Genomic DNA, 14,683 nt, shown 5'->3' on the forward strand with positions numbered 1-14,683 from the left:
ATATTGTTTTGCTCCCCTTCAGTTATCGCCTGACTTTGGTGGTTGGGGGTCGCGCATGTCAACCGTGCGTGACAATTCTTTGCAATGATGGGACGTTTGGCGATGGGGTTGAAGTAGCACGGTCTCCCAGATTCGCACGCTGCCTATCTCACGCGCATCAGAAAAAAGGGCGGAACCGGCTCACACCGGCTTCCGCCCTTCTCTAATTCAAAACTCGCGCGTTCAGTTCAGGTACTGGAACAGCGAAATACTCTGAATCTTCGCGAACGCCTGTTGCGCCGCTTGCAGCGCGTTTTGCGTCAGCGTGTATTGGCCGATCGTCTTGACCATGTCGGTCTGGGTCAGATCCGCAAGGTTGCTGGTCGTCTGCAGCGTGTTGGTCTGCGTGACGGTCTGCAGTGCCTGCACTTCCTGCTCGCGGCCGCCCACCGTAGCCTGCGCGGTGACGACGTTGTTCATCGTGTTCTCGAGCTGGGTCATGCTGGTGACCAGGCCGCTCTGGAAGCTGGCCGTCGAGGCGGCGCCCGAGACCGGCGTCTGCAGCGTGGTAATCAGCTGGCTCAGGTTCGCGAACACGTCCATGCTACCTTGCGTGGCCGGGGTCACCGTGAAGCTGTCGCCTGCGTTCGGCGCGCCGGTAATCGTCACCGACTGGCCGCCGAGCGTAATCGCCGAGCCGGACGTGAACGGCTGCGGCGTGCCCGGCGTGACGACACCGGTCGCCGGGTCGGTCTGGTCCACGGTGTAGGTGGTCGCAGACGTGAAATTGATCGTATACGTGTCCGCGTTGGCCGGATTGGTCGGATTCGTCAGGCTCACGCTGCTGATTACGCCGGAACCGCCGTTACCCGTGACGGCGGCCGGTACCGCGCTAGTGCCGATCGACGCGACGCTGCCAAAAATCGAAAGGCCGTTGTCGGCGGTCTGCATCGTGCGCGTGTCGGTGATCTGCACGGCACGCGTGCCGGTGTCGCCCGAATAGGTCACGGCGCCCGAGGCACTGGTGGTGTATGGCTGCGCGCCGCTCTGGAAGCCCGCGAACAGGTAATTGCCCTGCGGGTCGGTGGCGTTGGCGAGCGTCATCAACTGGCTGCGCAGACTCTGCAGCTGCGTGGCAATCGCGCCGCGGTCGCCGTCGTTCAGCGAGCCGTCGCCGGCGCGCAGGACCAGCGTGTGAATGCTCTGCAGCACGTTGTTGACGCTGCCGAGCGTCGAGTCTTCCTGTTGCAGCGACGCAAGCGCGGTGCCCTGGTTGCTCGTGTACTGCGACAGGGTGGTCGCGGTCGTGCTCAACTGCACCGCCTGCGCTGCGCCGAGCGGATTGTCCGAGGGCGTGGTGAGACTCGATCCGCTCGAAATCTCGGCGTACAACTGCGCCAACTGAGCTTGCTGATCGCTCATGGTCGACACGTTCATGTTGAAGTACTGCGAACTGGAGATGCGCATGTTCAACGCCTCACTGGAAGATGCCGAGTATCGTCTGGAACAGGGTCTGCGCGGTCTGGATGACCTTGCTGTTCGCCTGATACAGCTGCTGATACTGAAGCAGATTGGCTGCTTCTTCGTTAATGTTCACGCCCGAGACCGACTGCTGCGCGGTGGTGATCTGCGTCACCAGCGAGGACTGCGCGGTGCTCGACGTCTGAATCTGATTGGTCTGGTTGCCGATCTGGTTGACGTAGTTCGCATACGCGCCCGCCAGCGTGACCGTGCCGCCCGCCAATGCCTTCGCACTGGACAGACCCGACAGCGCCAGTGCATTGCTGCCGTCGTTGGTCGCGCCGGTGTTCGGGCCGATAGTGAACTTGTCGCCGGCGGCCGGTGCGCCGCTGATCGTCACCGTCACGTTGTTCATCTGGCCGGCGGTGGCGTTGTTGATCGTCAGCGTCGCGCCCGTGGCGGACGAATACGGCACCACAGTTGTCGCGCTGGCGATCGTGTAGGTGGTCGGGGGCGAGCCCGCCACCGTCACCGTCGAACCCACCGGGAAGTTGGACAAACCCGTGCCGTTGTACGTCAGCGTGGTAGTCGAGTTCGGCATGGTGTAGCCGGCCGTCACCGTACCCGGCGAAATCGCGCCGGTGCCGGTATTGGTGGCTGGCGCCGCGCCGAGCACCGGCGAAGCGGCTGCGATCGCCGAGGCGGCCGTGGTCGCCGTGGTGAAGCTGTTCAGCGCGCCGCGGGTCGGTTCGACCGTGAACGAGTCGCCCGCGTTCATCGTGCCGGTGGTCGAAAAATTCAGGCCGTTGATCGGCTGGCTCAGGTTGGTCGCCGAACCCACGACCGCGCCGCTCGCGTTGTCCGTCAGCGTGTAAGTGGTGCCGTTGTACGCCAGGGTGTAGTCGCCCGTGGTTGGTTGCGAAGGGTTCGCGAACGACACGTTCAGTGACGCATTGCCAGTGTTCTGCGAGTTCGCATAGACCGTCGGGCCGCCCACCGAGAACAGCGCGCCGCCCTGCGCGCCGGCCAGCGTGATGCCGAGCGCGTTCTGCGCGTTGACTTGCGAGGAAAAGCTTACGGCGATCGCGCCGAGTTGCGCTTCAGCCGGATCGAGCGTCTGGCTGCGGAACGCCACGAGCCCGCCAAGCGCACCGCCCGTGATCTTGCTGTCGGGCATATTCTGCGGCGTGGCCGCCGGATTTGCGCCCGCCTGGCCGAGATACTGCACCGAGAGTTCGCTGCTGTCGCCCGTCGAAGGCGCGGTGCCCAGGTTGTAGCTATTCCCTCCGCTCACCAGCGACTGGCCGCTGGCCATGAACACGTTGTAGCTGCCGTTGCTCTGCACGACCTGCACGCCAACCAGCTGCGACAGATTCGACACGGCGAGATCGCGCTGATCCAGCAGCTGGTTCGGCGGCTGGCCTTGCGTGCTGGCGGCGGCGATCTGCCCGTTCAATTGGGCGATCTGCGCCGTGTAGCTGTTGATCTGGGAAACCGTATTGGTGAGCTGCGTGTTGACGCTTTGGCGCAGCGCGTCGTACTGCTGACCCGCGGCGTTGATCTGGTTCACGAGCGTCTGCGCACCGCTCATCGCGGTCTGGCGGGTGGCCAGGCTGGAGGCGTTGTTCGAGACGTTCTGCAGACCGGTGAAATAGCCGGTAATCGCGCTCGCAATGCCGGCAGTCGGGCTGCCGATCAGATTGTTCAGCTGCGAGATCAGCGTGTTGTAGGTCGCCAGCGAGCTGCCCGAGCTCTGCGCGTTGTTCAGCTCCGTGGTCAGATACTGGCTGTACTGGCGCGTCACGGTCGTGGTCGAGACGCCTTGCGGCAGATAGCCGGAGCCCGTGTACTGGCCGCCGCTTTCGGCGTAGATCGGGTTTTCGATCGAATAGCCCGGCGTCGACGCATTGCTGATGTTCTGGCCGGTCGTCGTGAGTCCCCACTGGGCTGCGTTCAGTCCACTGAGGCCGATATTGATGAGATTGGACATGCGCGATCCTGAAGATCCTGAAGGGCGACGCCGTACACGTGCCGCCGCGTGACTTGAACATCCTGTTTAACGGCCCTCACGAGGAAAAATTGAGGGCCAATCCGCATCAACGCACCAGCGAGCGGCGTTTCATTTCGAGTTGCGTAATCAGCCGTTGCAGCGTGTTTTCGGCGCTGCCGGGCAGCGTCACAAAACGGAAGCCGAGCTGATAGCGCTGCGTGCCGTTAGGCAACGCAGTGGCGCGGTGCGACACGAGTTGCAGATCGAGCGAAAGGCGGCCGAGCCCGCCAAGCGACAGTTCGCAATCAAGCAGCCGCGTGCCCATCGGCAGTTCGGCTACGCGTTCGTCCACGGTACGCATGCCGACGCCGCCGAGCGACAGATCGTGCACCTCGAAGCGGAACGTGTCGCCGCCGGGCAAACGGCCCGTGCACATGTACGGATCGAGAATCGGCGCATCGACGCGAAAGTACTCGCGGCGCTGCACGTAGAACAGCACCTCGGGGAAGTCGGCCTCGAATGCAGGCAGTCCTTCATAGCGGGTTTCACGCGGCGAGCCGGTGGCGAATTCGACGCGCACGCCATCCGGCGCGGCGTGAAACTGGCAACGCGGCGCCGCCAGCAGGCCGACGTTCTGCTCGGACAACGCCCCCCAATCGAAGGTGAAGGTGCGTCCGCGCACGTCGACATCGAGCAGGCGCGTCACGAGCTGGCCGCCCGCGTATTGAACGGTGAGAAAATCGCCTCGATTCACGAGGTTGCGCAACTGAACGCCGATCTCGAGCGGGTTGCGACGGCCGAAATCGTGACCACCTTCTTCAGGTGCAGCGTGCGGCTGGACGGGTGCTTCGGTCTGGCCGTTCGACTGGGTAGTATCCATGGGCTTGCCGGTATGCTTGTTCTTGCGGGCGCGTGCCCCCGGCTCCTGCCGGGGCTTTCGCGCGGTCTCATCAAGGCCGCGGTACGCGCATTCAACCGGACATTACAACGCTTTCCGGTATCGGGTCTAACTGATTAGCGGCAGCGTCCGGCCAAAATTTAGGGGCCGCTATTGAAATATTTGCCGCAAACGTTAAACCGCCGGTCTACGTCTGCGCGCAATCCGTGACGTCTGTTTATTCGCCGGTAATACACACTGATAACACGTACTGGTAATGCGGTGTGACTGAAACTGCCTGCACCTGTATTAACGGCAGGTCAGCCCATTTTCTGCATAATCGACATCAGTTTCCGGGCGTAGTGCGGATCGGTTGCATAACCCGCGCGCTGCATGCCGTTGGCGAAGCCATTCACGTCATGCGACGAATTGATCACCTGGGCATAGCGCGGATTGCCCTTGAGCAGGCTCGCGTAGTCGGTCATCGCTTCCTGGTACGAATCGTAGGCGCGGAATTTCTCGACGGTGCGCTGCGGCTTGCCATTCACATATTCGGTGGTGACGGTCGAAACGGTCTTGCCGGTCCAGTCTTTGGTCGCCTTGATGCCGAACACGTTGTGGCTCGTCGAACCGTCCACCTTCCTGATCTCGCTCTTGCCCCAACCCGATTCGAGCGCCGCCTGACCAATGATGAAGCGCGCCGGAATGCCGGTCGCCGCGCTTGCGGCTTGCGCGGGTTCGGCGAGCTTGTTGACGAATGCATCGACCCTCGGCGAGCTGCCGTCGCCGCGCAACGGCGGCGTCAGCGCGCTGTTGGCCGAGTAGCCTTTGCCGGTCGCCAACTGGCCATTGGCCTGGGCATTGCCGTAGGCTTTGGCGAGCGCGTTCAGCGCCGCGGTCTGACCTTCGTCGCCGCCACTGCCGCCACCGAGGGCGCCCATGCCGCCGCTCGACCCTCCGGCGCCGCCGCTCACCTGCATGCCCTGATTGCGCATCAGCTGCTTGAGCATGGCGTCGGCCACGCCGATGCCTTTCTGCGACAGCTGTTGCGACAACTGCTGATCCATCATCGACGTGAAGGTGGCGCTGTCATGCGAATCGAACGGCCCATCCTGCGGCGTCGCATCGCGCATGCTCTTGAGCATCATCTGCGTGAACACCGCGTCGAACTGCTGCGCGGCCATCTTCATGCCGGCTTGCGGCGATGCCTTGGCCTGCGCGCTCAACTTCGCGAAACCCTGCACGTCGAGGGCAAAGCGCTGGTTCAGGTCGTTCGCGGCGCTGGCCGCGTTCGCGGTATTGGTCGTATCCGAATTCATCTTGTGTCGTCCTTAGATGATTTCCAGGTCGGCGCGCAGAGCGCCCGCCGCTTTCATGGCCTGCAGGATCGACATCAGATCCGCGGGCGTCGCGCCCAGCGCGTTAAGCGCCTTCACTACCTCGGCCAGATTCGCGCCGGCGGTGACCAGCTTCAATGCGCCGTCGTCCTGCTTCATCTGGATTTGCGACTGCTTGGCCACCACCGTCTGGCCGTTCGAGAATGCGCCCGGCTGACTCACCACCGGCTGCGTATTGATCACCACCGACAGATTGCCGTGCGCCACCGCGCAGTTCTGCAACGTGACCATCTGGTTCATCACGATCGAGCCGGTCCGCGCGTTCAGGATCACCTTTGCGGCGGCTTGCGCCGGCTTGACGTCCAGGTTCTGCAATTGCGCCATGAAGGACACCTGCTGCTCCGGGTCACTCGGCGCGTGCAGTTGAATCGTGCGGCCGTCGAGCGCGGTTGCCGTACCGCCGCCGAACGCGTTGTTCACCGCTGCCACCACGCGCTGCGTGGTGTCGTAATCCATATCATTGAGGTTGAGCTGCATGGTGCCCGCTTGCGATACCGTGGTCGGCACCGCGCGCTCGATAATCGCGCCTCCAGCGATGCGGCCGGCGGCCAGCGTGTTCACCTGCACCTTGCTGCCGTTGGCGCTCGCGCCGGCGCCGCCGACCGCGAGGTTGCCCTGGCCGAGCGCATACACCTGGCCGTCGGCGCCCTTCAGCGGCGTAAGCAGCAGCGTGCCGCCGCGCAGGCTCTTGGCGTTACCGAGCGAGGACACCGTCACGTCGATCGCTTCGCCGGGACGCGCGAACGGCGGCAACACCGCCGTCACCATCACCGCGGCGACGTTCTTCAACTGGATGTTCGACAGCGAAGACTGCGAATTGCTCGAGCCCGCCGCCTGGTTATTGATCGAGATACCGAGGTTCGCCAGCATGTTGGCGAGCGTCTGCGTGGTGAACGGCGTTTGCGTGGTCTGGTCGCCCGTGCCGTCGAGACCGACGACGAGGCCGTAGCCGATCAACGGGTTGTCGCGCACGCCCTGAATCTGCACGAGGTCTTTCAGACGCTCGGCATGGGCCGGCGTCGCCGCGGGCAGCGCCGCGCAGGCGAGCGCGATCAAGGCCATCGCACGACCAAAGTGGCCAAGGCGGGCGAGGTGCGCAACGAGCGCGACGCGGCGGGTGCGTGAGAAGACGGTACGCATGATCACCACGGCGACAAGTTGAGGAAGAAACGCTGCAGGAAGCCCATGTTCTCGGACTCGTCGATATAACCCTTCGCGGAATATTCGATCTTCGCGTCGGCCACCTGCGTGGAGTACACAGCGTTCAGGTTGGAGATCGTGTTCGGATTCACCACACCCGAAAAGCGCACGAATTCATTGCCCTGGTTGATCAGCATCTGCTTCTCGCCGCTGACCATCAGGTTGCCGTTCGGCTGCACGCCCGTCACCGTGACGGTGATCACGCCGCTAAACGTGTTGGAAGCATTCGCACCACCCGTCGCGGCGAACTTGTTGGCGCCGTTCGCGCTGAGGTTGGTCTTGCTGAACAGGCCGCCGAGAAAGCCGGAGGTCGGCACGTCGAAACTGGTGCTGCCGTTGCGGTTGACGCCGGCGCCCGAGGACTTCGTCGCGTTGACGTTCTCCTGAATCACGATCGTCAGGATATCGCCAACATTGCGCGGCCGCTGGTCTTCGAACAGCGGACGGCCCGCGTAACCCGGGTTGTAGATCGAGCCCGGTGACTGCGCCGACGGCGGCAGCGGCGGCAAGGCCGTCATCGGCTGCTGCGTGATCGGCTGCTTCGGCACGAGACCGCAGCCACCCAGCGCCACGAGCAGGGTGAGCTGCACGAGCGCCTGAGCGGTGCGCGAATGAACCGGATTACGAGTGAAGTGCGACATCTTGATTACTGCCTTTCGAGAACACGCCGGGGCGCGCTTGATTCCCAGTCCCCACGCCTTAAACCTGCATCTGGCTGAGGGTCTGCAGCATCTGGTCGGAGGTCGTCACGGCCTTGCTGTTGATTTCGTAAGCGCGCTGCGTCTGGATCATGTTCACCAGTTCCTGCACCACGTTCACGTTCGACGATTCCACGTAAGTCTGCTGCAGCGTGCCGGCACCGTTCAGGCCCGGTTGCGCGACGTTCGGCGCGCCCGACGAAGCGGTTTCCGAAAACAGGTTTTCACCTTTCGCATCGAGACCGGCCGGGTTGATGAAGGTGGCGATCTGCATTGAGCCGAGCTGCTGGCTGGCGGTCGAGCCGGAGACGGTGATCGACACCACGCCGTCGCTGCCGATGGTCAGCGAGGTCGCATTGTTCGGAATCGTGATCGCCGGAATCACCTGATAGCCGCTCGACGTCACGAGCTGGCCTTGCGCGTTGGTCTGGAACGAACCGTCGCGGGTGTAGGCGGTCGTGCCGTCGGGCATCTGCACCTGGAAAAAGCCCTGGCCGTTAATGGCGACGTCTTTCGAGTTGCCGGTCTGCTGCAGGTTGCCCTGCGAGTACAGACGTTCGGTGGCGACCTGTTGAACGCCGGTGCCGAGCTGGACGCCGGACGGCAGTTCGGTGTTTTGCGTCGAGTTCGCACCTGGCTGACGGATGGTCTGATACAGCAGATCCTCGAACACCGCGCGCGAGCCCTTGAAGCCGTTGGTGCTGACGTTCGCGAGGTTGTTCGAAATCACGTCCATCTGCGCCTGTTGCGCATTCATGCCGGTAGCGGCGATATAGAGCGAGCGATTCATAATTCTTCTCCAAAGTGCCGAAGCAACCCGTTAGCTAAAACTGAGCAGCTGGTTGGCGGACTGATCGTTCTTGTCGGCGTTTTCCAGCAGCTTGGTCTGCATCTGGAACTGCCGTGCGTTGGTGATCATCGCCACCATCGCGCTGACCGGATTCACGTTGCTGCCTTCGAGCGATGCCGGCGCCACCGTGACCGTGGGGTCGGCGTCGGCGGCATTGCCGTCAGCGGTGCGAAACAGGCCGTCGTCGCCGCGCGTCAAGGTTTGCGGATCCGGGTTCACCAGCTTCAGCTGATCGACAGTCACCACCGCGGTGGGCGGATCGCCCGGCGTCAGCGCGGACACCGTGCCGTCCTTGCCGATGGTGATTTCCGCACCCGGCGGCACCGATACCGGGCCGCCGTTGCCGAGCACCACCTGATTGGTGGCGTTCACCAGTTGACCGTTTTCGTCGACGTGCAGATTGCCGGCGCGCGTGTAGGCCTCGCCGCCGTCGGCGGTTTGCACCGCCAGCCAGCCCGGCCCCTGGATCGCCACGTCGAGCGGGTTGCCCGTCTGCTGGATCGGCCCGGGCGTGTAGTCCGCGCCCGGCGTCGACGACAGCACGAAGGTGCGCGTGGTGTCGTCGTTGATCGAACTGCCGTCGCCGAACGCCATCGGCACGGCGCGGAAAGTCGCGAGCTGCGCGCGAAATCCGGTGGTCGAGGCGTTCGCCAGATTGTTCGCAACGACAGCCTGCTGTTCGAGCGCTTGCGAGCTGCCCGACATCGCGGTGTAAATCAGCCGATCCATGATGGGTGGGTCCCGGTCGCTTACAGGTTGATCAGGGTCTGGTCGACGGTCTGCTGGGTCTTGATCGTCTGCGCGTTCGCCTGATAGTTGCGCTGCGCAGTGATCAGGTTCACCAGTTCGCTCGTCAGATCGACGTTCGAGCTTTCCACCGCGCCGCCCTGCAGCACGCCGTGGTTGGTCGAGCCCGGTGTCGAGACCTCCGCGGCACCCGACGCGTCGGTCTGCTGGAACTCGTTGTTACCGAGGTTCACGAGACCGTTCTGGTTCGCGAAGTTCGCCAGCACGACCTGGCCGAGCGCCGCGGTTTGAAAGTTCGAGTAGTTACCCGTCAGCGTGCCGTCGGCGCCAATCGTGAAGCTCGTCAGCGTGCCGGCAGCGTACCCATCGTTCTGGGGCCCCGAATTCACGCCGCTCTTGCCGCCGTACTGCGTCGTGCTGGCAATGTTCAGCGAGAGGTTCTGTGGCGTCGACGAACCGTCCGTGGTCGGAATCTGGAAGTTGAACGCAAACGGCGTGGTGGTGGCGACACCGGCCGTGTCGGTGGTGCTGAGCAGCGTGCCCGACGAATTGAAGTTCGCGTGGCCGATCAGCTGCGCCGTGCCCGTCGAGGTGCCGGCGTACACGTTCCACGTGCCGGCCGCTGTCTTGGTGAAATACATGTTGACGGTCTGCGAGCCGCCGAGCGAATCGAAGGCCTGCGCGGAGGTCGAGTAGTTGTACGTCGACGGGGCATTCTGATTGAAGGCAACCGGAGTCGGTGCGATCGCGACGCTGTCGCCGATGGCCGGCACGCCGTTGAACGTGATGGTCTGGCCATTGCCGAGCGAGACCGCCGTGCCCGCCGTGTACGTGCCGCTCGTCGTCGTGCCGAGCGTGTTGTCGGTCACGGTGTAGGCCGTGGGGCTCGTGAATTTGACGGTGTAGCTGTCGTTATTCGTACCCGACGCGGTGTTCGTAATCGTGGCGCCAGGGGTCGTGAGCGTGCTGCCCGCGACAAGCGTCGGCGTCACGGCCGGCGTGCCGAGCTGCAGCGGATCCTGCGCGTTCAGGTTCAGGCCGGCGGTGATCGTGGTGGTTTCCTTCGGCGCGATGTTCGCGGTCGGCACGGTGAGCGGCACGGTTTGCGCGGTGTTGATGATGCCCGAGCTGTTCGCGGCGTAGCCCATCAGTTGCAGGCCTTGCGCGTTCGTGATGAAGCCGTTCTTGTCGAGCTGGAACACGCCGTTGCGCGAGTACACCAGCGAGCCGTTGTTCGACAGCTGGAAGAAGCCGTTGCCGTTGATCGCGACATCGAGTGCCTGGTTGGTCGTGGTGATGTCGCCTTGCGAAAACTGCTGCTGCACGCCAGCGAGTCGCGTGCCGATACCGACCTGGTTGCCCACCGCCGTCGCCACCGAGTTGGCGTACATGTCCGCGAATTGCGCCGCGCCGCTCTTGAAGCCAACCGTATTCGCGTTGGCGATGTTGTTGCCGATCACGTCGAGGTCGCTCGACGATGCCGACAGACCACTCAAACCTTGTTGGTAACCCATGACGGTCTCCGTATCTGGAAAGTCGTAACTGACTGAATCTGAATCAGAGGATGGCAGCGATGCCGGTCAGCCCCACGGTCGTGCCGTTCGACAGCACGAGACTCGGCGCACCGTTTTGCATGACGACGCTTTGCACCGTCGCGCTGGTGAGCGTGGTGGCCGTTGCCGGCTGGCCGTTGATCGTGCCAACCGCGCTGATCGTGTAGTTGCCGTCGGGCAACGCGTTGCCGGCCGCATCGGTCGGCGTCCAGCCCACCGGAATCGTGCCGGCCGACTGCTTGCCGAGGTCCATCGTGCTGACGATGGTGCCTGCCGAGTTCTTCACCACCACCTGCAGGTCGCCCACCGCGTTGTCGAGCTGCACGCCGAATGCACTGGCCTTGCCGCTCGCCACCGGCACCGAGTTGCCCGGAGCGAGCACGGTCTGGCCGATCAGCAGCGCCGCTTGCGACTGCTGACCTGCCGTCAACTGCGTCGCGAGCGAGCTGAGCGTCGTGTTCAGCTGGCTGATGCCCGACACGGTGTTGATCTGCGCCAGCTGCGAGGTCATCTGCGAGCTGTCCATCGGATTGGTCGGGTCCTGGTTCTTCAACTGCGCGACCAGCAACTGCAGAAACGTGTTCTGCAGATCGCTCGCCGAGGTGCCCGAGGTGCTGCCCGTCGAGCCGGTCGAGCCCGAGGCGCTGCCCGTGCCGTTCATCGTATCGAGCAACGTTTGCGACACGTTCGTGCCGTTGTTGCCGATGGTGGTATTGGTGGTCAAGGAATTCTCCTCAGGTTCCGATCGTGAGCGTTTTTAGCATCAGTGTCTTCGCGGTGTTCAGGGTCTCGACGTTGGCCTGGTACGAGCGCGAAGCCGAGATCATGTTGACCATTTCCTGCACCGGGTCGACGTTGGGCATGGTGACGTAGCCGTCCGCATTGGCCGCCGGATTGCCGGGGTCGTACGCGGTCTTCATCGGCGTCGGGTCGTCGACCACGCCGGTGACCTGCACGCCGCCGACCTGCTGGCCGGAGGCCGTACGCGCTCCGCCAATCGGGTTCACCGCGAACACGACCTGCTTGGCCTTATACGGCTGGCCATCCGGGCCGGTCGTGCTGTCGGCGTTGGCGAGATTGGACGCCGTCACGTTGAGCCGCTGCGACTGCGCTGACATTGCGGAGCCTGCAACACCAAAGATATTCATTAAAGATGGCATGTTTTCCTGCTCTCTCTGATCCCATGCAACATGGTTGCGGCCGGTTCGACCCGGCTTCGTGTTAATTCCCGTAGCGATTGTTCTTGCGTACTGCTGTGTCTGTTCTGTGCTGCTGTATGTCTGCTTACGAGCCCGACGTGATCGCCGCGAGCATCGTCTTGATCTGGCCGCTCAGCGCGGTCATGCCCGATTCGAAATGCAGCGTGTTATCCGCGAACTGCACCCGTTCGGTGTCGATATCGACCGTGTTCCCGTCGAGCGCGGGCTGAGTCGGAATGCGGTATTGCAGGTTGCCGTAGTCGTCAGACGAGCCGCCCGTCGGCGTCAGCGTCGCTTTGCCGGACATATGGCCCGGCGCGGTCGACACCATCGACATGCCGCTCGTCACGCCCGCGGGCTGCGTCATGGCGAGCGTCGAGTTGTTCGACGCGCCCTGGCCGGCGCCGCCTTCAGTCTTCTTCAACGCGCCGGCGAGCGACGAAGCGAAATCGACGTCGCGCGCCTTGTACCCAGGCGTATCGGCGTTGGCGATATTCGACGACAGCAGTTCCTGCCGGTAAGCGCGCACATCGAGCGCCTGGCGGCCAAAGGCGAATTCGGCATCGAGTTTGTCCAGCATGTGAATCTCCGGAGAACGTTCCCGAGACTTCCCGTGAAAGGTCGCGCAAGCACTGCGTCGGCCGGGAAGACCTTTTTGCATGAGGTGCATCTTATGGGCCGAACGCAAGTGGCAATCGGACGAATAACCGGGAAAGGGGGCTTCTATTCAACGTTTGCGCCAAGGGTGCGCTCACTAGAATGCAAAGCGTACTGATGCAACTCGATGGAGAACCCGATGGACCGACCCACTCCCGATCTGACGCACCGTGCGCAAGACGCGGCGGCGGCGCATCGCGTGGGTGCGGGCGCGGGCCGCCGCGCTTCGCGGCGTGTCGTACGCTTCGCGTCGCGCCTGCTGACCCGCCTCGTCGTCAGCGTGACGCTGTGGGTTGCCGGTGGCATCGTCCTGCTGCCAGCCACCGCGCAGGCGCAGGACGCCGGCGGCCCGATCGTGATTCCTGGTCCGGGCGAAAAGAATCCGGCCGCGCTCGCCGAGCTGGCCGAGCAGATGCAGGCAGCGCCGGCCAAACGCCAGGGTTCCGCCGCGACGCTCGCCGCGGCCACCGCACAGTCGCTGACGCCTGGGCCCGTCGCGCGCGACGCCGATCAATTCACGCGTGCCGCCAACGCGAGCGGTTCAATCGTGATTCCGGGCGCGGGCGAACGGCCTGCCGCGCCGGCCATGATCCGCACCAGTTTCAAACCCGACGCCAACGGCGTTGTGACGATTCCCCCGGCGGCGGCCAGCAATCCGGCCATGCCCGCAGCCGCACCCGCACCCACCGCCGGCGGGTTCGACAGCCTTGCCTCGCGCGGCGAGCCGCCGGAACTGGGCGCGAACGGCAAACCGGTTGTGACGAACGCCACACCTGCGCCGATGCCGACGCCACCCGCCACGATTGCGCGCACGCCGGCAACGCGCCAGTTGGCGCCGGCTGTGGCGCAACAGAATCTGCGCCCCGCAGCGGTCGCGCAACCCGCTCCGCTGCCCGGCCAGCAGGACGCCGAGGCGATCCGCGGCGCCGCCCTCGCCTTCCTGCAGCAGCAATCCGCCGGTTTGCCCGGCAAGGTCGACATCACCGTCGCAGCGGCGTTTCCGCGCGGACTGGCGGCCTGCACCCAGCTCGAGCCGTTCATGCCGAGCGGTGCGCGCCTCTGGGGGCGGATGACCGTGGGCGTGCGCTGCGCCGGCGAGCGCCCGTGGACCATCTATCTGCAGGCGCGCATCTCGCTGCACGCGACCTACTACCTGGCCGCCCGTGCGATGGCGCCAGGCGACGTGTTCACCTCCGCCGATCTCGTGGCGCGCGACGGTGACCTGACCGGTTTGCCGCAGGCCATCGTCACCGACCCGTCGCAGGTGGTCGGCTCGGCGTCGCTCGTGCGTATCGCCGGCGGCATGCCGCTGCGGCGCGACATGCTCAAAAGCGCATCGGCGATTGCGATCGGCCAAACGGTCCGGGTGGTCGCGGCAGGTGACGGGTTCTCGATTTCCGCCGAAGGCAGCGCGATGAACAGCGCGTCGCCAGGCCAGCAGGTGCGGGTGAAGACGGCCAACGGCCAGATCATCTCCGGGATCGTCAAGGACGGTTCAACGGTGGAGATCCAGTTGTGAAGCGCCTCATTGGGACAGCAGAGCCGGCAGGACGGGCGAACGCCACGCCCATGGGGCCGTATCGGCTTGAAAGGCAAGGCAAAACGCGGAGCGATTGCGCTAAAGTTTTGATCACTGATTGCCGTTATCAGAATCAAATCGTTCAGGAAGCCAATCGTGAAAGTCGATTCCACAACCAATTCGAATCTGCCGACGTTGAAAGACGCCGTGTCCCGCTCGCAGAACAGCGACGCGACCACCGCGAACAGCAGCGTGCAGAGTGCGGGCACGGTCTCGCAGACCCCCACCAGCGCTTCGGGCGACGCCAGCGTCAGCCTGTCGGGCCTGTCGCAGCATCTGCGCAGCCTCGCGGCGTCGGGCTCGGCCGATATCGACACGGCGCACGTCGAGTCGATCAAGCAGGCCATCAAGGACGGCTCGCTGAAGATCGACTCAGGCAAGATCGCGGACGGCGTGCTCAATACCGCACGCGAACTGTTGCAAAGCAAAAACGCGTCGACCGGCAACTGATCGCCACATCGGTGTACGGTGAATTGCCGGGCGGCGTTCGACAAAC

General features: G+C 64.1%; 14 protein-coding genes. 2 read left to right on the top strand and 12 right to left on the bottom strand.

Going from position 1 to position 14,683, the window contains the following annotated elements:
- Window positions 1-222: 222 nt before the first annotated feature.
- From flgL to flgB, 12 genes are all read right to left on the bottom strand, one after another.
- Window positions 223-1,446 carry a flagellar hook-associated protein FlgL gene (gene flgL, locus PQR27_RS19800; protein WP_408525200.1) on the bottom strand — a complete coding sequence of 408 codons (1,224 nt, stop codon included), beginning with the start codon at window positions 1,444-1,446 and terminating at the stop codon, window positions 223-225.
- A 10-nt stretch (window positions 1,447-1,456) separates the two neighbouring features.
- A complete protein-coding gene (flgK, locus tag PQR27_RS19805) occupies window positions 1,457-3,430 on the bottom strand; it encodes a flagellar hook-associated protein FlgK (RefSeq protein WP_408525201.1) in 1,974 nt (657 codons plus the stop codon).
- Window positions 3,431-3,536: 106 nt separating this feature from the next.
- Window positions 3,537-4,310: a flagellar brake protein gene (locus tag PQR27_RS19810; RefSeq protein ID WP_408525202.1), complete on the bottom strand. Its 774-nt coding sequence runs from the start codon at window positions 4,308-4,310 to the stop codon at window positions 3,537-3,539.
- Window positions 4,311-4,627: 317 nt separating this feature from the next.
- Entirely contained in the window at window positions 4,628-5,626 is a 999-nt protein-coding gene (gene flgJ / locus PQR27_RS19815) for a flagellar assembly peptidoglycan hydrolase FlgJ (RefSeq protein WP_408525203.1), read from the bottom strand.
- A 12-nt stretch (window positions 5,627-5,638) separates the two neighbouring features.
- Complete coding sequence (locus PQR27_RS19820) at window positions 5,639-6,844, bottom strand: flagellar basal body P-ring protein FlgI (RefSeq protein ID WP_408525204.1); 1,206 nt, start codon at window positions 6,842-6,844, stop codon at window positions 5,639-5,641.
- A 2-nt stretch (window positions 6,845-6,846) separates the two neighbouring features.
- Entirely contained in the window at window positions 6,847-7,545 is a 699-nt protein-coding gene (flgH, locus tag PQR27_RS19825; protein WP_408525205.1) for a flagellar basal body L-ring protein FlgH, read from the bottom strand.
- Window positions 7,546-7,603: 58 nt separating this feature from the next.
- A complete protein-coding gene (gene flgG / locus PQR27_RS19830; protein ID WP_408525206.1) occupies window positions 7,604-8,392 on the bottom strand; it encodes a flagellar basal-body rod protein FlgG in 789 nt (262 codons plus the stop codon).
- 30 nt (window positions 8,393-8,422) lie between these two features.
- A complete protein-coding gene (flgF, locus tag PQR27_RS19835) occupies window positions 8,423-9,181 on the bottom strand; it encodes a flagellar basal-body rod protein FlgF (protein ID WP_408525207.1) in 759 nt (252 codons plus the stop codon).
- Window positions 9,182-9,201: 20 nt separating this feature from the next.
- Window positions 9,202-10,713, bottom strand: a complete 1,512-nt coding sequence (locus PQR27_RS19840) for a flagellar hook protein FlgE (RefSeq protein WP_408525208.1) — start codon at window positions 10,711-10,713, stop codon at window positions 9,202-9,204.
- 43 nt (window positions 10,714-10,756) lie between these two features.
- Entirely contained in the window at window positions 10,757-11,476 is a 720-nt protein-coding gene (locus PQR27_RS19845) for a flagellar hook assembly protein FlgD (RefSeq protein ID WP_408525209.1), read from the bottom strand.
- 10 nt (window positions 11,477-11,486) lie between these two features.
- The gene (flgC, locus tag PQR27_RS19850) at window positions 11,487-11,912 is read right to left on the bottom strand and encodes a flagellar basal body rod protein FlgC (protein ID WP_408525210.1); all 426 of its coding nucleotides are present in this window, start codon (window positions 11,910-11,912) and stop codon (window positions 11,487-11,489) included.
- Between the two features lie 124 nt (window positions 11,913-12,036).
- Window positions 12,037-12,531: a flagellar basal body rod protein FlgB gene (gene flgB / locus PQR27_RS19855; RefSeq protein ID WP_408525211.1), complete on the bottom strand. Its 495-nt coding sequence runs from the start codon at window positions 12,529-12,531 to the stop codon at window positions 12,037-12,039.
- 216 nt (window positions 12,532-12,747) lie between these two features.
- Between flgB and flgA the strand changes: the two genes are divergently transcribed.
- Together flgA and flgM are read left to right on the top strand one after the other, a co-directional pair.
- Window positions 12,748-14,127, top strand: coding sequence for a flagellar basal body P-ring formation chaperone FlgA (gene flgA, locus PQR27_RS19860; RefSeq protein WP_408525212.1), 1,380 nt, complete (start codon window positions 12,748-12,750; stop codon window positions 14,125-14,127).
- A 156-nt stretch (window positions 14,128-14,283) separates the two neighbouring features.
- A complete protein-coding gene (gene flgM, locus PQR27_RS19865) occupies window positions 14,284-14,637 on the top strand; it encodes a flagellar biosynthesis anti-sigma factor FlgM (RefSeq protein WP_408525213.1) in 354 nt (117 codons plus the stop codon).
- The last annotated feature ends 46 nt before the right edge of the window (window positions 14,638-14,683 follow it).

Origin of the sequence: Paraburkholderia fungorum, assembly GCF_046027215.1 — a bacterium.
Lineage (GTDB): Bacteria > Pseudomonadota > Gammaproteobacteria > Burkholderiales > Burkholderiaceae > Paraburkholderia > Paraburkholderia fungorum_D.

Excerpts from the sequence above, each read along its gene's own strand:
- flgL (WP_408525200.1), bottom strand. The coding sequence starts at position 1,446 with ATGCGCATCTCCAGTTCGCAGTACTTCAACATGAACGTGTCGACCATG.
- flgK (WP_408525201.1), bottom strand. The coding sequence starts at position 3,430 with ATGTCCAATCTCATCAATATCGGCCTCAGTGGACTGAACGCAGCCCAG.
- PQR27_RS19810 (WP_408525202.1), bottom strand. The coding sequence starts at position 4,310 with ATGGATACTACCCAGTCGAACGGCCAGACCGAAGCACCCGTCCAGCCG.
- flgJ (WP_408525203.1), bottom strand. The coding sequence starts at position 5,626 with ATGAATTCGGATACGACCAATACCGCGAACGCGGCCAGCGCCGCGAAC.
- PQR27_RS19820 (WP_408525204.1), bottom strand. The coding sequence starts at position 6,844 with ATGCGTACCGTCTTCTCACGCACCCGCCGCGTCGCGCTCGTTGCGCAC.
- flgH (WP_408525205.1), bottom strand. The coding sequence starts at position 7,545 with ATGTCGCACTTCACTCGTAATCCGGTTCATTCGCGCACCGCTCAGGCG.
- flgG (WP_408525206.1), bottom strand. The coding sequence starts at position 8,392 with ATGAATCGCTCGCTCTATATCGCCGCTACCGGCATGAATGCGCAACAG.
- flgF (WP_408525207.1), bottom strand. The coding sequence starts at position 9,181 with ATGGATCGGCTGATTTACACCGCGATGTCGGGCAGCTCGCAAGCGCTC.
- PQR27_RS19840 (WP_408525208.1), bottom strand. The coding sequence starts at position 10,713 with ATGGGTTACCAACAAGGTTTGAGTGGTCTGTCGGCATCGTCGAGCGAC.
- flgC (WP_408525210.1), bottom strand. The coding sequence starts at position 11,912 with ATGCCATCTTTAATGAATATCTTTGGTGTTGCAGGCTCCGCAATGTCA.
- flgB (WP_408525211.1), bottom strand. The coding sequence starts at position 12,531 with ATGCTGGACAAACTCGATGCCGAATTCGCCTTTGGCCGCCAGGCGCTC.
- flgA (WP_408525212.1), top strand. The coding sequence starts at position 12,748 with ATGGACCGACCCACTCCCGATCTGACGCACCGTGCGCAAGACGCGGCG.